The sequence below is a fragment of the Acidiphilium sp. JA12-A1 genome (assembly GCF_000724705.2).
In the GTDB taxonomy this organism is placed as follows: Bacteria; Pseudomonadota; Alphaproteobacteria; order Acetobacterales; family Acetobacteraceae; genus Acidiphilium; species Acidiphilium multivorum.
Map to the genome: position 1 here is coordinate 17,007 of NZ_JFHO01000040.1, position 23,442 is coordinate 40,448.

The window sequence follows — 23,442 nt, forward strand, 5'->3', positions numbered from 1 at the left end:
CCTGCCGAGGGCATACTTGATTGCCGGCGCCGAGGCAAAGTGCAGGCCCCCCGGCGATGGCAATACCCCGGACCCGCGCGATCTGCTAAGGGCGAACCAGTGGTGTCAGGCCGCGCCCTTTTTCCGGCTTGCGGAGTGAGTGAAATCAAGTGTTAGGATCTTATCCTGCCCGTCTCTCCTTGCTGAGCGCCGTGTCGTGATCCGCCGTCTCGGCATCTGGCCGGCCGTGTTCGCGCTGGTCGGACTCCTCCTCTTCACCGGCACGATCGCATGGCTCGGCTGGGGCGATGTGATTCGCGCGCTCGAACGGATCAGCCTGCCCGGCTTCATCGCCTATCTCGGCGTGCAGATGGTGATCATCGCCGGACTCGCGTTGGCCTGGCGGCTTTTGCTGCGCCGCCGCTATGGCGGAAGCTTCCTCCTGCTCTACTGGGGCCGGATGGTGCGCGACTCGGCCGGTGAATTTCTGCCCTTCTCGCATGTCGGCGGGTTCGTGATCGGCGGCCGGGCCATCGCCCTAGGTGGGGTCGCCTTCGCCGACGCGGCAGCCTCGACGCTGGCCGACGTAACTCTCGAATTCCTTGCCGAACTCGTCTTCGTCGGCATCGGCGTGATTCTGCTGGTAGCCTTGGTGCCGGACAGCGCTCTGGTGCTGCCGATGAGCATCGGCCTCGCCATGGCGCTGGTCGCCGGCCTGTCCTTCCTGCTGATGCAGAAGGGGATGAGCCGCCTTTTCAGTGGGCTGGCGATGCGGATCGCCGGGCAATCGGCCGATGCCGCCTCGATCGGGATCCAGCGCCTGCAATCCGCGCTCGATACGATCTATGCCCGCCGCGGGCGGCTCATCGCCGCCGGCGCGATGCACCTTCTGTGCTGGTTCGGCACCGGCGTCGCCTCCTTCGTCGCCTTTCGCGCGCTGGGCCAGAATATCTCGCTCCGCGATGCCCTGGCGATCGAGGCACTTCTGCACGCGATCCTGTCCACCGGCTTCTTCGTTCCCGGCCGACTCGGCGTGCAGGAGGCGGCCTATACATTGCTCGGCGCCGTATTCGGCATTCCGCCCGACATTGCGCTTTCGGTCTCGCTGCTGCGGCGCGCGCGCGACCTTCTGATCGCTGTACCCGTCCTGCTTGCCTGGCAGGGCATCGAGGCGCGCCGGCTTCAGCCCGTCTCCGGCGACCTGGGCTGACAGGCGGCCTTGTCCGCACTGAGGCGGTCCCCCATCTCTTGTCTCACGAACGAAAGAGGGATTCGGGGAATGCACCTGATAGGTTTTATCATTCTTGGCCTGATCGCGGGCTGGATCGCCAGCCAGATCGTCGATAACGGCGGCAAGGGACCGATCCTCGATATCGTACTCGGCATCGTCGGCGCGCTAGTCGGCGGCCAGATTTTCCTTGCGCTTGGCTTCGCGCCCGGTGGCGGCTTTCTCTACAGCCTGTTCGTCTCGGTCGTCGGCGCGGTGATCATACTCGTTGCCTATCATGCCCTGCTCGGTCGTCGCCGATTGTAATATTCTGTTCAATACAATTTGAAGTTGTGATATTCTCCGCGCCATGGTGGCGCGGGAGGAAGGTTCTGCAATAGGCCGGCTGATCCGGCTTGACGGATTGCGCGGCGTTCTCGCGATATATGTGTTGGTCGGCCATCTGGTACCGTTCCTGCCATTGCCGCCGCTGGCCATGTGGGCTGCGCAAGGGCTTGTGAGCCACGGTCTCGCTGCGGTCGACCTGTTCTTTGCCCTGTCCGGGCTGGTGATCGTGCAGTCCATGACCCGGTTCGGTCGCCGCCCGGGATCGTTCCTCGTCGCCCGCGCACGCCGGCTTCTGCCCGTCTATATGATTGTACTGGTCGGCTCGACTCTGTTGATGCTCAAGGGGGGCTCGCCTTTCGCAACCATGCCATGGCTCGCGCCCGGCGACCCGGCGGCCGATATCTGGCCGGCTGGCCCGCCGCAGCACCCTGTCTTCGAGATACTGGCTCATCTGGTCTTCCTGCACGGGGCGTTGCCGCACCGCTTGCTGCCGGACGGCCCCTTCGCCCTCCTCGGCCCGGCCTGGAGCCTTTCGACCGAATGGCAGTTCTATGCGGTAATCGCGCTTGTCGCTCTCCGGTGCGATGGTCGCGATGGCACCCTTGTGCGTCTTTCGCTGGCTCTCATCGGACTGGCCGTTCTTGCCCGGATCTATGCCGCCTTTATCCCGGCTCCCTGGCGGTTCAGCAGGGCCTTTCTGCCGAACGAAGCCGCCTATTTCGCGCTCGGCGTCGCTGCCTCGCGGTTCTGGTCCGGCGATCGGGTAGGGGCGTGGAGGTTGTTCGTGATCATGCTCATCATGACGATGGCACTCGGCGCCAGTCACGGCGCGGGTTGGGGGCGGCTTGCCAAGCTCTTGCCGCCTCTTGCCTGGGCGATTGCGGTTGCCGCCCAGCGCGTGCCCGCATGGCGGCCGTTCAGGCTACTGGCGCGATGTCTCGGATCGCCGCCCGTGCTTTGGCTTGGGCTGATTTCCTATCCACTCTATCTGGTGAACGAACCTGTCGGCCGCGCGCTCGCCTTGGCGCTTGGCCCGGTTCTATCCGGCAGCCCCCTCCTGTTCGGGCTCTGCTGGGGCGGGGCGACGGTGGCTGGGTCGATCATCCTGGCCGCTATGCTGCACTACGGCATCGAGCGCCGGTTCCTGCGCCGCCGGCGGATTGTCAGGCCGCCGGTTGCGGTGCCGGCAACAGGCGGGGCGTAGACTCGGCATTCGTCCGGCGCAACCAGCCGAGCGAACCGATTGCCCCACATTTGCGGCAGGTCGGCTGCCACGCCTCGTGTTCGGTGTCGCAGGTCGCGCAGACCCATACGCCTTTGCCGCCGCCGTGCCGTTCGTGCCGTTCGGCCTCGCCGACCAGGTTCGCAGCGCGGGCCGTGCGCGCCAGTAACGCCTCGCTTTCCGGATGCCCGGGGTTGAGTTCGGCGAGTTTGGCCGCTGCCGTCGCCCGTTCCAGCGGCGATGTCAGCGCCGCCAGCCAGGCATCGGCAAGGTCGGGATGCGGCGCGATCCGCCAGCCCCGCTTCAGCGCCCGCTTTGCCCGCCAGGCCTGGCCAGCCTTCGCACGCGCCTCGAAAAGTGCGAGATGCGCTTCCGGCAGGCCCGGTGCCAAGCGCACGGCGTCCCGCGCCCAGTCGATCGCCAGCGGTTCGCCAGCCACCTCGCGTGAGGCCATGATAGCCAGCGCCGCGCGCGCCGCCGGATCGGTCGCCAGCCGCGCCGCCTCGCTGAACCGTCCCTGTCCCAGCGCGATCCGCACCCGCTGCTCGCGCAGCCACGCCGAATTAGGATAAGATGCCGCCGCCTGGCGGGCCTGTTCTGCCGAGCGCGCCAGCCTGTCTGGGTCATCTTGGGGCAGTGGGCGTGCGGTCAGCAGGCCGCGCCAACCGAGGAATCCGGCATCGCCATGTTTCGCCAGGCTGGAGAACAGCGCCTCGGCCCCCGCAGCGTCGCCCGCCTGCCGCGCCGTTTCGGCGCTCACATAAAGCGTGAGCGGCGCCTCTGGTGCATGCCGCCGTGCGGTTCGCGCATGGCCGGCGGCAGCTTCGGTGTCGCCCGCTGCGAGCGCCGAAAGCGCGCGCAGCGCGGCGGAATCGGCGGCATCACGCCGCGCGCGGCCGCGCCTCACCGATATCCGCCTGGGCAGGCTGAGTGCCCCGCGCAGCAAGCCAAGTACCAGGACAACGACAACAATCAGCAGAACCAGCAGCAGGATAGCCACCGGCGTCGATGCGGTGGCGGCATAGGTCCCGATCTCGACAGTCACATGCCCTTGCAGGCCGGCAAGAAACCAGGCGATGCCCAGCAGGGTGATCGCGACGAGGGCGAAGCGGAAAGCGCGCAGCATCAGGCCTTCTCCGCCATTCCGGCAAGCGCCGTTCGCGCCGCAAGAAGCCCGCTGGCTTTTTCGGTCCAAGGCTTCATTGCCGTGGCTGCGTCCGGCGGAAGTTTCGCGAGGACAGCGAGGGTTGCCTTCAGATCATCCCGTCCAAGCGCGGCCTGCGCCTTGCCGAGAATGCCCTCGGCCAGGCTGCCGATCAGGACCTTGTCGCCATGCCGCACGGTGACGAGGCTTTCCACCCGCGCTTTCGTCCTCTGCCAGAACCCGCCTTGCGGCGCGGCGTCACCGGCAGCGTGTGTGGCGGCTTCCGCATAGGTCGGGAAGCTTGCCTTCAGCCCGGCAAGCGTCGGTGGCTTTGCGGTGGCGTAGGCGGCGAGGGCAGCCGGTGCGCCGGGAATATTGCCGAGCGGCAGTCCGTTCTGCAGGTTCAGGCTCGCCTGCGCGATCAGAGCCAGGGTCTTCGCCTTTGCCGCGAGTGCGGGCAGGTCGCCGCTCTGCTGCCGCAGCCGCGTCACCGCGGCGTGATCGGCGAGGGTGGTGGTCGACAGCGCTGCGATGCTGGACTCGATCTTGCCGATCCGCGCTGCGAGATCGGCGGGCAGGGCGGGCGCCGGTTCGGCGGGCACTGGCTTTTTCGCCTCCGCGGCAACAGTGGTCAGTTTCTGCTCCAGCGATGCCACCCGATTTCGCAGCGCGCCGATCCGGGTTGACAGCTGCGCGATCCGGGCTGATTGCCCCGCCGCGTCGAACTGGGCGCGAAGCAGAAAGACCTCGCCGACAGCAAGCGCGAGAATGGCGACGGTCACGAGGCCGAGCGCCGTGCGCCTGTGCCGGGGCACGTCCGTCGCGGCCTGTGCGGTCGCGGGGTCGGCAGCCTGAGGCTCTGGCGCGGCGGCTAGCGCCGGTTCGCCGGTGGCGGAGGGAGCGGTCGGGGTCTGGTTCGGGTCGTGCTCGGTCATGCCAGTATCGTTATCATGTGATCCTGATCGGGCGAAACCGCGCTGCGGATGTCGCGGAAGGGCAGGCGCGTGAGCGGGGCCGCAGCCGCCGGACTGATTGCCACGGCAATCGCCCCGGCCAGCGCCCCGTCGAGCCCCGCCTCGGTGATGAGGGTCACGAAACGCCGCGCGCTGGCTGGTGAGAATACCATCACCCGGTCGATTTCGCCTGCCTCCAGCGCCGCCTGGGCTGCCGCGTCGAGCTGCCGGGCCGGGCGCGAGCGGTACACCACCCGACGTGTCACCCGGAAGCCGCGGCCGCGAAGATCAGCAGCGAGATCCATGCTGTGCCCCGCACCACAGGCCAGCAGCAGCCGTGCGCCGGGAGCGAGCCGCTCACCCAACAGCGCCGCCAGTTCCCGTGCCGTTCCGGCGGCACTCGCGACGTCGATGAACCCGGCTGCCCGCGCGCGGGCGGCGGTGGCATCACCCACCGCGAACAGCGGCACGGCCCGCAGTGCCGGTGGCAGGCCGGGCAGCGCCTGGGTGCTGGCGATCACGATTCCATCCACCAGCGTCGGCAAAGCCCCCGGCAATGGTTCGATCTCAAGACAGGGTGCGAGAACCGGCACATATCCTGCCGCGCGGAGGGCGGCGGCGGTGGCGCTGCCGCCCGGTTCGGGGCGCGTCACCAGGACGGTGAGCGGCTCTGTCGCACCGGTGTCAGTCAAGAAAGATGTCGGCCGGGCTGTCGCGCCGCAGCGAGGCACCGAGTTCCGCCCCCAGTCGCGCTGCATCGGCGGCGTTCGCCACCTCGCTGCGCTTCAGCAGGAAACTGCCATCCGGACGCGCTGTGAGCCCTGTCAGGTGCAGATTGCCATCCGGCAGCAGCCGTGCATGTCCGCCGATCGGCGTGCGGCAGGAACCGTCAAGCGCAGCGAGCAATGCCCGCTCTGCCTTGGAGACTGCCTTCGCCTCGTGATTCTCGATCGCCGCGAGCAGTTCGGCGAGCCGGCTGTCTGCCGCCCGCACGGTAATCCCGACAATCCCCTGGCAGGCGGCTGGCACCATCGCTTCCGGGTCGATGGCTGCGGCCACCTCCTCTTCGAATCCAAGCCGCCGCAGCCCGGCGAGAGCGAGCAAGGTTGCATCGAACGTGCCGATACGTGCCGCATCCAGCCTGGTGCGGACATTGCCGCGCAGCAGGCCGATCTGTAGGTCGGGCCGGGCATGCAGCAGTTGCGCCTGCCGCCGCACCGACGAGGTCCCGACCCGCGCGCCCTTCGGCAGGCTCGACCAGATATCGCCGTCGTTCACCGGCCCGAGCCCGTCGGCAAGGATCAGCGCGTCGCGGGCGTCCTCGCGCTTCATCGTGCAGGCGAGGATGATGCCGTCCGGCAATGCGGTCTCGAGATCCTTGAGGCTGTGCACTGCGAAGTCGATCCGCCCGTCGAGCAGCGCCTCATGGATTTCCTTGGCGAACAGCCCCTTGCCGCCGATTTCGGCGAGGGGGCGGTCGGTCACCCGGTCACCGGTCGTGCTGATGATCTCGGGCGCGAAGGCATCCGGCGCGAAACCGAGGGCCGGGCAGATCTCGCGCAGCGCCGCGAGGAACATGTCGGTCTGCCGGAGGGCTAGCGGCGACCCGCGGGTGCCGACTCGTAGCGGCAGCCGGCGGCCGGAATGGGGGGCGACTTTGCTGCCCGACGAGCTTTCCTGGTGCATCTTCACTGCTTAAAAGGATCGCGATGGAAAGAAAAGCCGCAAGCGGCGACGCGTTGGGCCACGACTCGCTGATCCTCGGTATCGAGAGTTCGTGCGACGAAACAGCCTGCGCCGTGCTCGACGGCGCGGGGCGGATCCGTGCCGAGTTCGTCGCCAGCCAGATCGCCGACCACGCGCCCTTCGGCGGCGTGGTGCCGGAAATTGCCGCGCGCGCCCATCTCGCATTGCTGCCGGACATGATCCACCGCGCGCTGGCGGCGGCCGGCACCACGCCGTCCGGCCTTGTCGCGATTGCCGCCACGGCCGGCCCAGGCCTGATCGGCGGCCTTATTGTCGGCGCCAATACGGCCAGAGGGATGGCGCTAGCAGCCGACGTGCCGTTCATCGCGATCAACCATCTCGAAGCCCATGCGCTCACCGCGCGTCTGCCGGACGCCGGCGGCAACCCGCCGAATTTCCCCTATCTGTTGCTGCTTGTCTCCGGCGGGCACACGGCGCTCATCGCGGTGGAGGGGGTCGGACGCTATCGCCGGCTTGGCACCACGCTGGACGATGCGGCCGGCGAGGCCTTCGACAAGGTCGCGAAACTGCTTGGCCTGCCCTATCCCGGCGGCCCCGCGCTGGAGCGTCTTGCCGCCGAGGGGCAGGGCGGCCGATTCGACCTGCCGCGGCCGATGCTTGGCCGGCCCGGCTGCGACTTTTCCTTCTCCGGCCTGAAGACCGCCGTTGCTCAACTTGTCGCCCGGCAGCCGGAAGGCGGTCTGCCGCGCGATTTCGCGGCCGATCTCGCTTTCGCCTTCCAGAGCGCGGTGGTCGCGGCCCTGGCCGATCGGCTGCGCCATGCCCTGGCGATGCTGCCCGGCGCGACAGCGGTGGTCGTCGCCGGTGGAGTCGCCGCCAACAAGGCGGTACGCGCCGCGCTGGCCGATATTGCCGCCGGCGCAGGCCTTCCCCTCGCCGCACCGCCGCTCCGCCTCTGCACCGACAATGCGGTCATGGTCGCCTGGGCGGCGATCGAGCGCCTGCGCGCCGGCGACGCCGCCGATCCGCTCGGCGTGCGCTGCCGGCCGCGCTGGCCGCTGGAGCAGGTGCGGAACATGCAGATTGCAGGCTGAGCGGGTTTCGTGCCACGCTGGTACATCATCCGGTCGAATGACCTCATCTGACCGGATCAGGATACTCGCTCTTTCAGACTGATGGCGCTCGGTATCCGACCCCACAGATCGGAAAGCGCGCCATACATGAAAACCGGAAACAGAGGCGCTCCCGATGAGTAACGTGTCTACGCGGGATCACTCCGATCTTCCCGCATCCGGCCGCGCGCCGGGCCCTGCCGTTCCGCTGGCGCTCGCTCCCATCCGTTCCGTTGCCGACTGGCGGGACGCAATTCTTGCGAAGCTGGTCTATGCCCTTGGCAGGGACCAACGCACGGCCAGCGATCGCGACTGGTTCGAGGCGCTCGCTCTTGCCCTGCGCGACCGCGTGGTTGCGCACGGCCTCGATTCGGACGATCTCACCCGCGCGGCCGGGCACAAGCGCGTCTATTATCTCTCACTTGAGTTCCTGGTCGGCCGCTTGCTGGTGGACACCCTGACCAATCTCGATATGACCGGCCTGACGCGCGCGGCCCTTGGCGAACTCGGTGCAGATTTCGAGCGCGTCCGAGCCGCCGAGCCCGATGCTGCCCTCGGTAATGGCGGGCTCGGTCGGCTCGCCGCCTGTTTCATGGAGAGTGCGGCCAGTCTTGCGATCCCGACCTGCGGTTATGGAATCCGATACGAGAACGGATTGTTCCGTCAGGAGATCCGCAACGGCGTTCAGGTCGAATTACCGGAAGATTGGCTCGCCGCCGGCAATCCCTGGGAAATCCGCCGGCCGGAGCGGGACTGCGATATCGGCTTCGGTGGCCATGTCGAGCAGGTTGGCGACGATGATGGTGCCACCCGCTGCGTCTGGCATCCCGCCGAACTCGTGCGCGCCGTTGCCCATGATACGCCGGTCATCGGCTGGCGGGCACGGCATGCGAACCGGCTTCGCCTCTGGTCCGCGCGGGCCGTCACGCCGCTGCGACTCGACGCCTTCAACGCTGGCGACTACCTCGGCGCCGTCGCCGACGACGTGCGGGCGCGATCAGTCTCGCGTGTCCTCTACCCGTCGGATACGACGCCGGCCGGCCAGGAACTCAGGCTCCGCCAGGAATATTTTTTTTCCGCTGCCTCACTGCACGACATCCTCCGCCGCCATCTCGCCGAAGGCTACGATCTCTCCCGACTGCCGGACATGGCGGCGATCCAGCTCAACGACACCCACCCCGCGATCGCGATCGCCGAGATGATGCGCCTGCTTGTCGACCGGCACGGAACCGCCTGGAATGAAGCCTGGCGCATCACCTGTGGCTGCTTTTCCTACACCAACCACACGCTGCTGCCCGAGGCGCTGGAGACCTGGCCAGTCGCGCTGATGGAGCGTCTGCTGCCGCGACACATGCAGATCATCTACCGACTCAATGCCGACCATCTCGAAGCGGCCCGCGCGAAGGGGGCGGCTTCGGACTCGCTGCAGGCAAGCCTGTCCATGATCGACGAGACCCAGGGCCGCCGCGTGCGTATGGGCACGCTTGCCTTTGTCGGCTCGCACCGTGTCAACGGCGTCTCCGCGCTGCACACCGGCCTGATGCGCGAGACCGTCTTTCACGACCTGCACGTGCTCCATCCCGACCGGATCACCAACGTCACCAACGGAATCACCTTTCGCCGCTGGCTGTTCGAGGCCAACCCGCGACTGACCGGCCTGCTGGTCGATGTGCTTGGCGACGCCGTCCTCGACGATCCCTCAGTCCTTGCCGGTCTGCGCGGGCTGGCCGGCGATCCCGGTCTCCGCGCCCGGCTCATCGCCTGCCGGCGCGCTAACAAGGTGGCGCTCTCGAACCTGGTCGGCGAGCAACTCGGTATCGGCCTGGATCCCGACGCGCTGTTCGATGTCCACGTCAAGCGCCTTCACGAGTATAAACGGCAACTGCTCAACATTCTCGAAGCGGTGTCGCTCTGGCAGGCGATCCGCGCCCGACCCGCGGCGGGGTGGGTGCCGCGTGTGAAGATCTTCGCCGGCAAGGCCGCGGCGAGCTACGCGCAGGCGCGGCTGATCATCAGGCTGATCAACGACGTCGCGAGCGTGATCAATAACGATCCAGTCACCAGCGACTTGCTCAAGGTCGTATTCCTGCCGAACTTCAATGTCAGTCTCGCGGAGATCATCATTCCCGCCGCCGATCTGTCCGAGCAGATCTCGACGGCCGGCATGGAAGCTTCCGGCACCGGCAACATGAAATTCGCGTTGAACGGCGCGCTCACCATCGGCACGCTCGACGGAGCGAATATCGAGATCCGCGATCACGTGGGCGCTGACAATATCTTCATCTTCGGCCTTACCGCAGCAGAGGTTGCTGTGCGCCGGCTCGACGGCTGGCATCCGGAATGCTCGATCGTCGCCTCGCCCGCGCTGGCCGGCGCAATCGAGGCGATCGGTCGCGGCACCTTCTCACCCGGCGAGGATACGCGCTTCGCCCCGATCGTCGACGAGTTGCGCCGTACCGACCGCTTCCTTGTCACCGCCGACTTCGATTCCTATGCCGAGGCCCAGCGCCGCGTCGCCGCGCTATGGCGCGATCGCGACGCCTGGTGGCGTGCCGCGGTGCTCAATACGGCGGGCATGGGGCCGTTTTCGTCCGATCGTGCGATCGGCGAATACGCGGAAAAGATTTGGCATGTAACAGGCTTGGAGAGATGAGCCGATACAACTGAAACAAGTCCGCCAGACGTCCCGGCGGCATGAGGGAGGAAAAACAATGAACGGACGCACCGAACGGACCACACCGCTGTCGCGCAGCGCCATGGCTTATGTGCTTGCCGGCGGCCGTGGCTCACGTCTTCACGAACTGACCGACCGGCGAGCCAAGCCGGCGGTGCAGTTCGGCGGCAAGTGGCGCATCATTGATTTCGCTCTCTCCAATGCCCTGAATTCCGGCATCCGCCATATCGGCGTCGCCACTCAATACAAGGCCCACAGCCTCATTCGTCATCTTCAGCTCGGCTGGGCGTTCTTCCGGCGCGAGCGCAACGAGAGTTTCGATATCCTCCCCGCCAGCCAGCGGATTTCCGAACAGAACTGGTATCTCGGCACCGCCGACGCCGTCTACCAGAACATCGACATCATCGAAAGCATTGGACCTGAATACATCATCATCCTCGCCGGCGACCACATCTACAAGATGGACTATGAGGTGCTGCTCCAGCAGCATGTTGCCCAGCAGGCAGATGTCACCATCGCTTGCGTGGAAGTCCCGCTTGCCGACGCCAGGGGCTTCGGCGTCATGCATGTCGACGAATCCGACCGCATCATCGACTTTCTCGAAAAGCCGGCGAACCCGCCGCCGATTCCGGGTCGCGAGGGAGTCGCGCTGGCGAGCATGGGTATCTATGTCTTCCAGCGGGACTTCCTGTTCGACGTGCTGCGACGCGATGCCGATGATCCCCATTCGAAACATGACTTCGGCGGTGACATCATCCCGGCGCTGGTGCGCGAAGGCCGCGCCTGTGCACATCACTTTGCGCGTTCCTGCGTCCGTTCGGCGCAGGAGCCGGAGCCCTACTGGCGCGATGTCGGCACGATCGATGCTTATTGGGAGGCCAACATCGACCTGACCGATTTCGTGCCTGCGCTCGACATCTATGACCGCACCTGGCCGATCTGGACCCACACCGAAGGCACGCCGCCCGCGAAATTCATCCATGATGAGGAGGGCCGGCGCGGCCAGGCGGTATCGTCGCTCGTCTCCGGCGGCTGCATTGTCTCCGGGGCGTCGCTGCGCCGCTCGCTGCTGTTCACCGGCGTACGCGTGAATTCCTTCTCGCAGGTCAGTGACGCGGTGATCCTGCCGGGTGCCGATATCGGCCGCCATGCTCGGCTTGCCAATGTGGTGATCGATCGCGGCGTGCGGATTCCGGAAGGGCTGGTCGTGGGAGAGGATCCCGAGGACGACGCGCGGCGGTTCCGCCGCACCGCGCAGGGGGTGTGTCTGATCACCCAGCCGATGCTCGACCGGCTGATGACCGCCTGATCATGCGCGTCCTCTCGGTCGGATCGGAAATCTACCCGCTCGTCAAGACCGGCGGCCTCGCCGACGTGATGGGCGCGCTCCCGGCGGCCCTGTCGTCCGAAGGAATCACGGTGCGGTCGCTGGTGCCGGGCTATCCAGCCGTCACCGCCGCGCTCGATCGCGCGGAATCCGTCCTGCGGATTCCCGACCTCTTCGGCGGTGCAGCGGAGATTCGCGCCGCGGCCGCTGGCAGGCACGATCTCTTCGTGCTGGATGCACCGCATCTCTATGCGCGCCCGGGAAATCCCTACATCGCCTCGAACGGCGTCGATTGGTCCGACAACGCGCAGCGCTTCGCGGCGCTTTGCCGGGCGGGCGCGCTCCTCGCCCGCGGTGCCGTCGGTGGTTTCGTGCCCGATCTGCTCCATGCGCATGATTGGCAGGCCGGTCTCGTGCCCGCCTATCTTCATTATGAAGGTCATGCCGCGCCGCCCTGCGTATTCACCGTTCACAACCTTGCATTTCAGGGCTGGTTTCCTGCCCATCTTCTCGGCGCGCTCGGTCTGCCGGCCAGCGCCTTCGTCATCGACGGTGTGGAATATTTCGGCGGCATCGGCTTCCTCAAGGCCGGTCTGCAATTCGCCGACGCCATCACCACCGTCTCGCCCCGCTATGCCACCGAGATCGCGACGCAGGATGGTGGCATGGGGCTCGACGGGTTGCTTCGCAAGCGTGGCAGCGCAGTGCATGGCATTCTCAATGGCCTCGATACGGCAACGTGGAATCCTGCTACCGATGAACATCTTGCCGCGCGTTATGATGTCGCAAATCTTGCTGCGCGGGCGGTGAACAAGCGCGCAGTACAGGCGCGGATGGGCCTCGCGCCGGATCCGCGCGCGCTGCTGTTCGGCGTGGTCAGCCGCCTGGCCGGGCAGAAGGGGATCGACCTGATCATCGAAGCCCTGCCCGTTCTCGACGCGCTGGGGGCGCAGCTCGCGGTGCTCGGTACTGGCGAAACCGGGATCGAGGCTTCGCTGCGCGAGGCGGTAGCGGCTCGGCCGGGCCGCGTTGCCGCGATCATCGGCTTCGAGGAATCGCTCTCGCATCTCATTCAGGGCGGTGCCGACGCGATTCTCGTGCCGTCACGGTTCGAGCCCTGCGGCCTTACGCAACTGGCGGCCCAGCGCTATGGCGCAATTCCCGTGGTCTCGCTGGTCGGCGGCCTGGTCGACACCGTGATCGACGCCAATCCCGTCGCCATATCCGCCGGTGTCGCCACGGGAATCCAGTTCGGGCCTGTAAGCGAGGCCGGCCTCTCGGACGGCCTCCGACGCACCGCGGCACTATATGCGGATCCCGACAAGTGGAGCCGTATGCAGCGCAACGCGATGGCGCTCGACGTTTCCTGGACCGAGCCAGCGCGAAACTATGCGGCTCTCTATCGGTCCCTGACGTCGCGTTAGATAACGCTCATTCCGCCGGCAGGGTCGCCAGCTTTCGGGCCCGGCGGCGGCCGAACCCGGTCAGCGCTAGATAGATCACGGGCGTGGTGTAGAGCGTCAATGCCTGGCAAACGATTAGTCCGCCGATCACCGCGATACCGAGTGGCCGGCGGAGCTGTTCGCCCGTGCCGACTGCGAAGGCGAGGGGCAGCGCCCCGAGGGCGGCGGCAAGTGACGTCATCATGATGGGCCGGAAGCGTTCGAGGCAGGCGGCGCGGATCGCCTCGGCCGGCGTCATGTCATGCTCACGCTCGGCATTCAGCGCGAAATCGACCAGCATGATGCCATTCTTCTTGACGATCCCCATCAGCAGGAAAATGCCGATAATGCCGATGACCGAGAGCGGTGTGCCGGTCACCAGCAAGGCGAGCAGGGCGCCAACGCCGGCTGACGGCAGCGTGGAGAGAATGGTCAGCGGCTGGACGAGGCTTTCATAGAGTACGCCTAGCACGATGTAGATCGCGATCAGCGCCGCGAGGATCAGGAGCGGCTCGTCGCTCACCGACTTCATGAAATAACGCGCGTTACCGCCAAAACTGATCTTCACGGAAGCGGGCAGCGGAAGTGAGGCGATGGCCTGTTTCACCGCGGTGATCGCCTGCCCGAGAGACGTTCCCTTTGCGACATTGAAGCTGATCGTCCCGGCTGGCAAGCCGTCGAGATGCGTGACGGAGAGCGGTGCCGTCGCCCGGACATAATGCGCGACAGCCGAAAGCGGCAGCGGCCCTTTCGTGCCGGCGACATAGATATGCTGGAGATCGACGGGTGAGCGATCCAATCCCTCCGGCACCTTCAGGATCACTGAATACTGGTTCTCGGCCTCGTAAATCCGAGAAATCTGCTGCTGCGCGAAGGCGTTCTGCAGCACGCCGTCGATCGCCGCAATCGAGACGCCGAGACGCGCAGCCGCGTTGCGGTCTATTTCGACCGTGATCTGGGTCTGTGCCTTGTTCTGATCGGTCGAGATATTGTCGACCTGCTTTAGCGTGCGCAGCTTCCGTTCGATCTCTGTTGTAACCTGATCCAATCCCGCAAGAGAGGGATCGACGACCGAGAAGCTGTATTCTCCGCCATTCGACTGTCCTCCAAAAAACAGGTCCTGCGCCACAAACATGAACGTGGTGATTCCCGGAATCCGCGCGAGTCGCGCTTGAAGCTGGCGCACGACCTCCTGTGCCGACGCCGTGCGCTCGGATAGCGGCTTGAGCTGGATGAACATCTGACCGCGATTGGCGGTGGAGAATCCGTTGGCGACGCCGATGCGCGAACTCACCGTATCCACGGCGGGATTTTTCAGGATCGCAGCAACAACGCGCGCTTCCAGCCGTTTCATCCGCGAGAATGACACGTCTGACGGTGCCATCGTATGGCTGATGATCAGCCCCGAATCCTGCTCGGGAATGAACGCCTTGGGTACCTTGATGTAGAGGAAGATGGTAAGGGCTACGGTGAGCGCGAAGCTCGCCAGCATCAGCCAGCGATGCGCGAGCGCCCAGTCTAGGCTGCGCGCGTAGGCATCGAGGCTGCGCCGGTAGAGCCGGTCGATCCCACGCGCGATCCGCGAGTCACGCCCCACTTTCGGAGTCCGCCCCATGAAATGCCCGCAAACCATCGGCGTGACCGTGAGCGAGATTGCGCCCGAGATCAGGATGGCCACCGAAAGCGTCATCGCGAACTCGTAGAACAGGTCGCCGATGACACCGCCCATCAGCGTGAGCGGGAGGAACACGACGACGAGCGAGATCGTGATCGAGATGACGGTGAAACCGATTTGCCGCGCTCCAACCAGAGCCGCCTCGATGCCGCTCAGGCCTCGCTCATGCTGTGTCACAATATTCTCGATCATCACGATCGCGTCATCGACCACGAAGCCCACGCAGATGGTCAGCGCCAGCAGGGAAAAATTGTCGAGCGTGAAACCCAGTGCCCACATCACGCCCACGGTCCCGGCCAGCGAGAGCGGCACCGTGACACCGGCGGCGATGGTCGGCGTCATGCGGCGCATGAACAGCGTGACCACCGCGAGCACGAGCAGGATGGTGATCAGCAGCGTGATCTGGATGTCGGCCACACTCGCGCGGATGGTTGTCGTGCGGTCGTTCAGGATCGACAGCTTCACCGACGGCGGCAGCCAGGTGCGGATGTCTGGCAGCAGTTTCCTCACGCCCTCGACCGTCTTGATCACGTTGGCGTCGGCGGTCTTGGTGATCTCGATGGTGATCGCCGGCTTGCCGTTCGCGCTCGCGGCAAGCTGCGTGTTGGCAACGCCGTCGATCACGGAGGCCACGTCCGATAGTCGTAGCAGCGCGCCCGACGCCGATTTGAGCACGATGTCGCGATATTGCGTTGCGCTGGTGAGCTGTCCGTTGGCAACCAGCGTCCAGGCTCGGTGCGGTCCTTCGATCACGCCGAGCGGCTGTGTGACATTGGCGCTGCGTACTGCGTTGTAGACATCGGCGCTGGTCAGTCCGGCCGCGGCGAGTGCCTGTGTGTTCAGCCGGATCCTGACGGCCGGCGATCCGCCGCCATAGATGCCGACCTGCGCCACCCCGGGTACCTGCGCCAGCCTCTGGTCCAGCACCGTGTCGGCAACGTTATAGATCTGCGCTAGGCTCATCGTGTCCGAGGTCAGTGCCAGCGACATCACCGGGCGCGACGCCGGATTGAATTCCTTGTAATAGGGCCGTCGTGGCATCGAGGCGGGCAGGTTGGGCAGCGCGGCGTTGATCGCGGCCTGCACCGCGTGGGCATAGACGCTGATATCCGGCCCTGGATTGAACAACAGCACGACCGATGTCGAACCCACCGAATTCTGTGAGCGGATGTCGTTCACCCCCGGAATCGTGCCCAGCGCGTGTTCCAGCGGGGCCGCAACGGTGCTCGCCATGATCGCCGGCGAGGCCCCCGGATCGGAAGCGAAGACGACGATTGCGGGAATCGGAATGCTCGGCACCGGTGCGACCGGCAGTTGCAGATAGGCCAGCGCGCCGGCGATCAGGATGCCAAGGGCAAGCAGCGTCGTCCCGATCGGCCGCCGGATGAAGATCGATGAGACGTTCACCGCCTATTCCGCCGGGCCAGTCTGTGCCGCCGGCGCTTCCCGCCGTGCCGGCCGCAGCCGGTCCATCGCGAGGTAGATCACCGGTGTCGTGAACAGCGTGAGCAACTGGCTGACCAGCAATCCGCCAATGATGGTGATGCCGAGCGGCGCGCGCAGTTCCGCGCCCGCGCCGCCTTCCAGCACCAGCGGCACCGCGCCGAGCAGGGCCGCCATCGTTGTCATCATGATCGGGCGAAACCGCAGGATCGCCGCCTCGGTGATCGCCGCCTCCGGGCTCAGCCCCCGCGTGCGCTCAGCCTCGATCGCGAAATCGACCATGATGATGCCGTTCTTCTTCACGATGCCCATCAGCAGCACGATGCCGACCAGTGCCACCAGGGTGAAATCCGCACCGAAGAGCATCAGCGCGAGCAGCGCGCCGATCCCCGCCGAGGGCAGGGTGGAGAGGATCGTCACCGGATGGATCGTGCTTTCGTAAAGCACCCCGAGCACGATGTAGATGACGACGAGGGCCGCGAAAATCAGCCACGGCTCCTGCGCGAGCGAGGTTTCGAACTCGGCCGCCGCCCCCGAGAACCGTCCGCTGATGGTATCCGGCACGCCGAGTTTTTGCTCCGCACTGCGTATCGCGCTCTCGGCCGCGCCGAGTGACGCGCCCTTCGCGAGATTGAAGCTGAGCGTCACCGAGGGAAACTGGTCTTCCCGGGTGATTGCGAGCGGTCCGTAGCGCTGGTCGATCTTCGCCACCTCCAGCAGCGGCACTTCGCCGGCTACCGACGTGCTGACGCTGCCCGCGGCCCCCGTTGCCGTCGTGCTGTTTCCGCTCACCGATCCGCCGGGGCCGAGCGCCGTGGACGAGACGCTCGCCGAAAGACTGCCGGTTGGCACATAGATGCTGGCCAGCGCCTGCGGCGATCGCGCATAGGCGGGATCCACGCCGAGCACCACGCGATACTGCGCGTTCTGCGTATAGATCGTGCTGACCTGCCGCTGGCCGAACGCGTCGTAGAGCGTCGCCTCGATCGTCGCCATCGAAATGCCAAGCCGTGCCGCCGCGGCGCGGTTGACGTCGATATAGGTCTCCAGCCCCTGGTTCTGCTGGTCGCTGGCGAGGTCGGTAATCTGCGGCAGGGCGGCGAGGGCGGCGCGGATCTTCGGCGCCCATGCGTCAAGTTCCGTCTGGTCGGCGTCGGTGAGCGTGTATTGATATTGCGTGGGCGAGACACGCGAGGAAAGCGTGATGTCCTGCACCGGCTGCATGTAGGCATGCAGTCCTGGAATCCCGGCCAGCCGCGCCTGCAGCCGCGACATCACCGTGTCGATCGCGGGGCGCTGGCCGATCGGCTTGAGCGTGATGCCGAGCCGGCCGGTATTCGGCGTCGGGTTGGTCAGGCCGGACCCCAGCAGCGAAGTGACGCCCGCCACCGCCGGGTCGGCGCGTATCGCCCTGATCGCCCGGTCCTGCAGCCGCGTCATCGCATCGAGCGAAATGCTCTGCGCGCCTTCCGTCACGGCGACGATCGCGCCGGTATCCTCCTGCGGCAGCAACGCCTTCGGGATGATCGCGAACAGGATGCCGGTGGCCACGACCGTCGCCCCGAAGGTGGCGAGCATCAGCCGCTGGTGCCGCAGGCTCCAGGCCAGGCCGGCGCGGTAGCGCTCCCGCACGCTCGCCAGCGCCGCCTCCGCCGCGCGCGCGATCCGTCCCGGCTGCGAGGCCTCGGCGCCGCGCAGCAGCCGCGCGCTCATCATCGGCGTCAGCGTGAGCGACACCACCGCCGAGATCACCACCGCGATCGACAGCGTTACCGCGAATTCCGAGAACAGCCGCCCGATCACTCCCGGCATGAACAGCAGTGGAATGAATACCGCGACCAGAGACACGGTGAGCGACACGATGGTGAAGCCGATCTGCGCGCTGCCGAGATAGGCGGCCCGCAGCGGCGACTCGCCCTGTTCGATGAAGCGGACGATGTTCTCGATCATCACGATCGCGTCGTCGACCACGAAGCCCGAAGCGACGGTAAGCGCCATCAGCGAGAGATTGTCGAGCTGGAAACCAAGTTCGTTCATCACCGCGAAGGTCGCGACGATCGAGAGCGGCAACGCCACCGCCGGCACCAGGACCGCGCGCGGATTGGGCAGAAACAGGAAGATCACCAGCACGACGAGAAGGGCCGCGGTGATCAGCGTGATCTGCACGTCCCGCACCGAGGCACGGATCGTCCCCGTCCGGTCGGCGACGACTTTCACATCGATGCCCGGCGGCATCGCCGCGCGCAGCCCCGCCAGCGCAGCCCGCACATCCGCCACCGTGCTGACGATGTTCGCCCCGGGCTGGCGCTGGATATCGACCACCACCGCCGGCGTGCCGTCATAACTCGCGCTCTGCAGGTCGTTCTCGAGGCCAGGGCTCACCGTCCCCACCGCCGACAGCCGCACCGGCGCGCCATTGCGATAGGCGATGATCAGGTCGCGATACTGCGCCGGCATGGTAATCTGGTCGTTGGCGCCGATCGTGTAGGCCTGATTATGCCCGTCCAGCGCGCCCTTGGCGCCGGACTGGTTGGCATTGGCGATGGCGTTGCGCACATCCTCGAGCGACACGCCATAGGCAGCGAGCCGCGCCGGGTTCACCTCAATGCGGATTGCCTTGGTCAGCCCGCCCTCGACCGTCACCTTGCCCACCCCCTTCACCTGAGAGAGCTTGGGCACAAGCCGGGTCTGAGCCGCATCCGCGATGGCGTTGAGCGGCAGCGTGCGCGAGGTCAGCGCCAGCGTCAGGATCGGTGCGTCCGCTGGATTCACCTCGGAATAGGTCGGCGGATATTGCAGGTTTGGTGGCAGCGTGCCCGAGGCGGCGTTGATCGCGGCCTGAACGTCCTGGGCGGCCGTCGTCATCGGCATCGAGAGGTCGAACCGCAGCGTGATCGCGCTGGTCCCCTGGCTCGAGATCGAACTCATCGCCGCCAGCCCCGCGATCTGCCCGAACTGCCGCTCGAGCGGCGCGGTCAGCAGTTTCGAGGCGGTATCCGGCGAGGCGCCGGGAAGCTTGGTCACCACCTGGATCGTCGGAAAATCGACCTGTGGCAGCGAGGAGACCGGCAGTGCCCGATAGCCCATCGCGCCGATCAGCAGCAGCGCGATCGCGAGCAGCGATGTCGCGACCGGCCGGGCGATGAACGGGGCGGAAATGTTCACGGCGCGCCGGCGGAACCCGTGACGATGTGGATCGCCGATCCGCCCTTCAGGCGCGAATTGCCCTCGGTTACCACCTCGTCGCCAGGGACAAGTCCGCTGGTGACGACCACGACGCGCGCCGTCTGCACGCCGAGCGTCACTTTCTGGTCAATCACGGTGAACGATCCCCCCTTCTTGGCCGGCGGCTTCACGAGAAAGACGAAGCTACCGGAAGGTCCCTGCTGCACCGCGACCGGTGGCACGGTCACCGCATTGTCGATCGTCCGGACCAGCGTGCGGACGTTCACATAGGCGCCGGGCCACAGCGTGAGGTCCGGATTTGCAAACGTGCCCTTCAGCGTCAGCGTTCCCGTGTTCGCATTCACCGTGTTGTCGAGAACGGCGAGCGTGCCGTGGTCGAGCACCTTCGCGGTCTGCGGATCGCCCTCCTCGGTGGCGAGCAGGTCAACCTTGCCACGCTTCATCGCGGCGATGATCGCCGGCAGATCCTGCTGCGGCAGGCTGAACTGCACCGAGATCGGCTGTAGCGTGTTGATCACCACGATGCCGCTGGTAGTGCTTGGGCTGACGATATTGCCGGCATTCACCTGCAGGATGCCGGTGCGTCCGGAAATCGGCGCGGTGATCCGCGTATAGCCGAGATTGATCCGGTCGGTCTCGATGCTGGCCTCGTCCTGCTTCACCAGCGCCCGATCCTCGGCGGCGGTGGCGAGCGCCGTCGCCGCCTGCAGTTTCGAGGTGTAGTTCTGCTTGACCAGCGAGGCGTATTGTCGCGCCTGCATTTCCGCGTTTGTGAGACTCGCCTTGTCCTGCGCAAGCTTCGCCTCCGCCTGGTCGAGTGTCGCGCGATAGGGTGCGGGATCGATCTCCGCGAGAAGATCGCCCTTCTTCACGAACTGGCCGGGCGTGAACAGGATTCTTGTGAGCGGCCCGGTGATCATCGGCTGCACCGTCACCGTGTGGTAGGCGACGACGGTGCCGAGCGCATCGAGGTAGACGGGCACGTTCTGCCGCGTCGCTTTCGCCACCTCCACAGGAATCGCCGTTGCCCCGCTGCCGTGCGCGGGTTTCGTCCGGTGCGCCAGCCGGTACGCCACCGCGCCGACAAGGGCGAGCGCCACCAGCCCGAAAATGATCCGTCCGCGCCGTTTCGCCATCGTCAGTGATCCTTGTCGGCGCCGGCCGTCCAGCCACCGCCCATCGCCTTGTAGAGATTGACCGCGGCATCGAGCCGGGTGAGCCGCGTCGTCACCAGCGTCGTCTCGTCCGACAGCAGGGTCTGCTCGGCGTTCAGCACCGTGCCGATATCGACCACGCCGGCCCTGAGCTGCGCCCTGGCGCCATCCAGCGCGGCTCGGGCGCGTGCGACCGCAACCTGCTGCAGCGCTTCCTGGTCGGTGGCGTAGCGCAGCGCGGTCATCGCGGTCTCGACATCGGTGAAAGCCTGCACCACCGCCTGCTCGTATTTTGCGACATCTTCCCGATAGGTCGCGCGGCTCACCCGCAGCTGCCCGGTCAGTGCACCGCCCTCGAAGATCGGCTGGGCGATCGAGGTTGCCGCCGAGATCAGTGTCGAGCCTGGCGCGAAGAGAAGGTTCAGCGCCTTGCTCTGCCAGCCGCCCGAGCCGGTCAGCGTGATCGACGGGAAGAACGCCGCGATCGCGCCACGCACATTGGCGTTGGCGGCGATCAGGTTGGCCTTCGCCTCCGCGATGTCGGGCCGGCGCTCCAGCAGTCCGGCCGGCAGTCCCGGCGCCAGCGCCGGCACCGTCAGCGCGCCGAGCGAGCCGCCCCGCACGCGCAGGAATTCCGGCGCCCGCCCCGTCAGGATGCCGAGGCCGATCGCCTCCTGGCGCATCTGCGAGACCAGGTTGGGAATGTTCGCCCGCTCAGACGCAACCAGCGCAGCCTGCTGCGCCACCGTCGGTGCATCGACGATCCCGGCCCGCAGTTCCGCCCGCAACTGTGCGAGCAGCCCCTCCGCCGCCTTCAGATTGCGTTGCGCAATTCCCAGCTGGTCCTGGTACGCCAGTACCTGGAAATAGACGGTGGCGACCGAGGCTTCGGCGGTCAGTGCCACCGTCGCCGCGTTGAATTCCGCCGCCGCCGCGTTCGCCTGCGCCGCGCGCAGCGCGTCATAGTTCTTGCCCCAGAAATCGAGCTGGTAGGAGGCCTGGAACGTCGCGGTGAAGCTGCGCGTATCCACCGCCTGCAGCCCGTTGCCGGCATTCGCCTGGATCTGCTGGAATGACCCGCTGCCGCTGCCCGTGATCGCTGGCAGCAGTGGCGCGCCGGCGATCTGTGCCTGCGCGTTGGCCGCCTCGAGCTGGTCGATCGCCTCGATCACCGAGAAATTGTGTGCCTTCGCCGCTTCCACCAGCCGGTCGAGCTCCGGCGAGCCGAAATGGCGCCACCATCCGGGCTTCGGCCAGGCCGGCTTTGCGTCCGCGGTGGCCGAAAACCGCGCCGGCACATTGGTCTGCGGCATGTGGAACGCGGGACCGACGGCGCAGCCTGCAAGTCCCGGCGTCAGCAGCGCGGCGGCGGCGAGGCGGAGGCGCCTCATGCGGTGATTGGTCGTCGTGTCACGCGCCTCTGGCCTTTCCGCGCCCGTCTTCTCGTCCCGATACGACTTCAGGCCTGACGTATTTTTTGATGTCTGACGCACGATTCAAGACCTCCTGCGCCGGCCGCGGTCAGGGACGCCAGCGCAAGGCGGACGGCGGCGGCGAGGTCGGATCATAGTTGATCCATGAACCGTTGGTCAGTGACTGTCCGGTGAGTGCCAGGATGAAGGCCCAATGGCTGACCACCAGCGTCTCCCGCCAATCCGGCCGCGCCGCCATCGCCGCGCGGAACCGATTCGCGCGTTCGATCACCGCCTCCTCCGTCTCGGTTTCGTCAGGCCACCAGCGAGTCGGCAGGTGCGCGAAATCGTGATCCGGGAACCTCTCGGCAAGGCGATCCGGTGGGCTGCCGATATCGCAGGTGAAGTGGAACCGCTCGCGGATCTCCGCCGAGATTTCGACATCGAGGGGCCGCCGCGCCAGCACCGGCGCCGCCGTCTGTAGCGTGCGGGTATAGGGCGAAACGATCAGCCGCCGCAGCGAGTGCCCTTCAAGCGCCGAAGCCGCGGCCTCCGCCTGCGCGTGCCCGTGTTCGGTCAGTCCGGGATCCTCGATTCCAGGGTCACGCCGCGTCGCGGTGAAGTGGAGGTTGAACTCGCTCTGGCCGTGGCGAAGCAGGATCATGCCTTCAGCGATACCCTGCGCCGGGGGCTTCGGCAAACCGCGCGTCGGGCATGCCGCGGTTGCGGGCGCGCCGCGCTCGGCCTATCACGAGGGCGGGCTTGCCCCGAGAACAGGTGTCTTAGCGTCATGCATACCGGATTTCCCGTCGATATCGTCCTTCTCGCGCTCGTCGCGGGCTTCTTGGTGCTGCGCTTGCGCAGCGTGCTGGGCCGTCGCACCGGCTACGAGCGGCCGCCCATGCCCGAGCCGACTGCGGCCGGCGGCATGCAGCGTCCCGGCGGCCCGGTGATCGAGGGGGTTGCCGAGCCGCCGCGGTCCACCCGCCCGGTGCCCGCGCCTCACACCGTCGTCGGGCAGACGCTCGCGCGCATCGCCCAGGCCGAGCGCGGCTTCGATCCGGCCCGGTTTCTCGACGGCGCCGAGGCCAGCTTCCGCCGCATCGTGCTTGCCTTCGCCGCAGGCGACCTCGCGGCCCTGCGGCCGCTGCTCACGCCTGGCGTGTTCGCGACCTTCGAGCAGGCGGTGGCCCAGCGCGCCGAGGCTGGCGAAACCCAGCACACCGAGATCGTCCGCATTGTCGAGGCGACGATCGACGAGGCCGAACTCCTCGGCGGCGAGGCCGTGATCGTCGTCCGCTTCGTCTCCGACCAGCAGAACTACACGCGTGATCGCCAGGGGCAGGTTATCGCTGGCACCGAGGCGATGACCGAGATCGTCGACCTCTGGAGTTTCGAGAAATCCCTCGGCGCGGCCGACCCGACCTGGCGGCTGGCGGCGGCGCGCAGCGGCTGAT

The 23,442-nt window shown here is 66.7% G+C and carries 17 protein-coding genes; 8 read left to right on the top strand and 9 right to left on the bottom strand.

The window, feature by feature from the left end:
• Nucleotides 1-196: 196 nt before the first annotated feature.
• The 3 genes from RT91_RS07660 (at nt 197) to RT91_RS07670 (ending at nt 2,738) form a co-directional block, all read left to right on the top strand.
• Nucleotides 197-1,189 (top strand): lysylphosphatidylglycerol synthase domain-containing protein, encoded by a 993-nt coding sequence (locus tag RT91_RS07660; protein ID WP_007424609.1) that lies wholly within the window; start codon nt 197-199, stop codon nt 1,187-1,189.
• Nucleotides 1,190-1,258: 69 nt separating this feature from the next.
• The gene (locus RT91_RS07665; RefSeq protein ID WP_007424610.1) at nt 1,259-1,513 is read left to right on the top strand and encodes a GlsB/YeaQ/YmgE family stress response membrane protein; all 255 of its coding nucleotides are present in this window, start codon (nt 1,259-1,261) and stop codon (nt 1,511-1,513) included.
• A gap of 43 nt (nt 1,514-1,556) precedes the next feature.
• Nucleotides 1,557-2,738 carry an acyltransferase gene (locus RT91_RS07670; RefSeq protein ID WP_035186569.1) on the top strand — a complete coding sequence of 394 codons (1,182 nt, stop codon included), beginning with the start codon at nt 1,557-1,559 and terminating at the stop codon, nt 2,736-2,738.
• On the opposite strand, the gene RT91_RS07675 is transcribed toward RT91_RS07670, so the two are convergent.
• Genes RT91_RS07675 through hemC form a run of 4 tightly spaced genes read right to left on the bottom strand, consistent with a single transcriptional unit; the run spans nt 2,698 to nt 6,539 of the window.
• A complete protein-coding gene (locus RT91_RS07675) occupies nt 2,698-3,882 on the bottom strand; it encodes a heme biosynthesis HemY N-terminal domain-containing protein (RefSeq protein ID WP_035186572.1) in 1,185 nt (394 codons plus the stop codon). The two genes, RT91_RS07670 and RT91_RS07675, sit on opposite strands and share 41 nt — an antisense overlap.
• Complete coding sequence (locus RT91_RS07680) at nt 3,882-4,835, bottom strand: COG4223 family protein (RefSeq protein ID WP_007424612.1); 954 nt, start codon at nt 4,833-4,835, stop codon at nt 3,882-3,884. Before RT91_RS07680 ends, RT91_RS07675 begins: the two co-directional genes overlap by 1 nt.
• Nucleotides 4,832-5,545, bottom strand: a complete 714-nt coding sequence (locus RT91_RS07685) for a uroporphyrinogen-III synthase (protein ID WP_035186575.1) — start codon at nt 5,543-5,545, stop codon at nt 4,832-4,834. The genes RT91_RS07680 and RT91_RS07685 overlap by 4 nt, the downstream gene beginning before the upstream one ends.
• Nucleotides 5,538-6,539 carry a hydroxymethylbilane synthase gene (gene hemC / locus RT91_RS07690; protein ID WP_035186576.1) on the bottom strand — a complete coding sequence of 334 codons (1,002 nt, stop codon included), beginning with the start codon at nt 6,537-6,539 and terminating at the stop codon, nt 5,538-5,540. The genes RT91_RS07685 and hemC overlap by 8 nt, the downstream gene beginning before the upstream one ends.
• 23 nt (nt 6,540-6,562) lie before the next feature.
• Between hemC and tsaD the strand changes: the two genes are divergently transcribed.
• From tsaD to glgA, 4 genes are all read left to right on the top strand, one after another.
• Nucleotides 6,563-7,654, top strand: a complete 1,092-nt coding sequence (tsaD, locus tag RT91_RS07695) for a tRNA (adenosine(37)-N6)-threonylcarbamoyltransferase complex transferase subunit TsaD (RefSeq protein ID WP_035186577.1) — start codon at nt 6,563-6,565, stop codon at nt 7,652-7,654.
• A gap of 154 nt (nt 7,655-7,808) precedes the next feature.
• The gene (locus RT91_RS07700) at nt 7,809-10,325 is read left to right on the top strand and encodes a glycogen/starch/alpha-glucan phosphorylase (protein ID WP_035186579.1); all 2,517 of its coding nucleotides are present in this window, start codon (nt 7,809-7,811) and stop codon (nt 10,323-10,325) included.
• A gap of 58 nt (nt 10,326-10,383) precedes the next feature.
• The gene (glgC, locus tag RT91_RS07705; RefSeq protein WP_035186580.1) at nt 10,384-11,655 is read left to right on the top strand and encodes a glucose-1-phosphate adenylyltransferase; all 1,272 of its coding nucleotides are present in this window, start codon (nt 10,384-10,386) and stop codon (nt 11,653-11,655) included.
• A gap of 2 nt (nt 11,656-11,657) precedes the next feature.
• Nucleotides 11,658-13,097 carry a glycogen synthase GlgA gene (gene glgA / locus RT91_RS07710; RefSeq protein WP_011941302.1) on the top strand — a complete coding sequence of 480 codons (1,440 nt, stop codon included), beginning with the start codon at nt 11,658-11,660 and terminating at the stop codon, nt 13,095-13,097.
• A 7-nt stretch (nt 13,098-13,104) separates the two neighbouring features.
• On the opposite strand, the gene RT91_RS07715 is transcribed toward glgA, so the two are convergent.
• The 5 genes from RT91_RS07715 to RT91_RS07735 form a co-directional block, all read right to left on the bottom strand.
• Nucleotides 13,105-16,197: an efflux RND transporter permease subunit gene (locus RT91_RS07715; RefSeq protein WP_035186582.1), complete on the bottom strand. Its 3,093-nt coding sequence runs from the start codon at nt 16,195-16,197 to the stop codon at nt 13,105-13,107.
• 3 nt (nt 16,198-16,200) lie between these two features.
• Complete coding sequence (locus RT91_RS07720; RefSeq protein WP_035186585.1) at nt 16,201-19,398, bottom strand: efflux RND transporter permease subunit; 3,198 nt, start codon at nt 19,396-19,398, stop codon at nt 16,201-16,203.
• The gene (locus RT91_RS07725; protein ID WP_035186586.1) at nt 19,395-20,555 is read right to left on the bottom strand and encodes an efflux RND transporter periplasmic adaptor subunit; all 1,161 of its coding nucleotides are present in this window, start codon (nt 20,553-20,555) and stop codon (nt 19,395-19,397) included. The genes RT91_RS07720 and RT91_RS07725 overlap by 4 nt, the downstream gene beginning before the upstream one ends.
• Nucleotides 20,556-20,557: 2 nt before the next feature.
• Nucleotides 20,558-21,964: an efflux transporter outer membrane subunit gene (locus RT91_RS07730; protein WP_240314236.1), complete on the bottom strand. Its 1,407-nt coding sequence runs from the start codon at nt 21,962-21,964 to the stop codon at nt 20,558-20,560.
• 130 nt (nt 21,965-22,094) lie between these two features.
• Complete coding sequence (locus RT91_RS07735; protein WP_007424623.1) at nt 22,095-22,649, bottom strand: histidine phosphatase family protein; 555 nt, start codon at nt 22,647-22,649, stop codon at nt 22,095-22,097.
• A gap of 126 nt (nt 22,650-22,775) precedes the next feature.
• On the opposite strand from RT91_RS07735, the gene RT91_RS07740 reads away from it, so the two are divergent.
• Nucleotides 22,776-23,441, top strand: a complete 666-nt coding sequence (locus RT91_RS07740) for a Tim44/TimA family putative adaptor protein (RefSeq protein ID WP_011941307.1) — start codon at nt 22,776-22,778, stop codon at nt 23,439-23,441.
• Nucleotide 23,442: the final 1 nt, after the last annotated feature.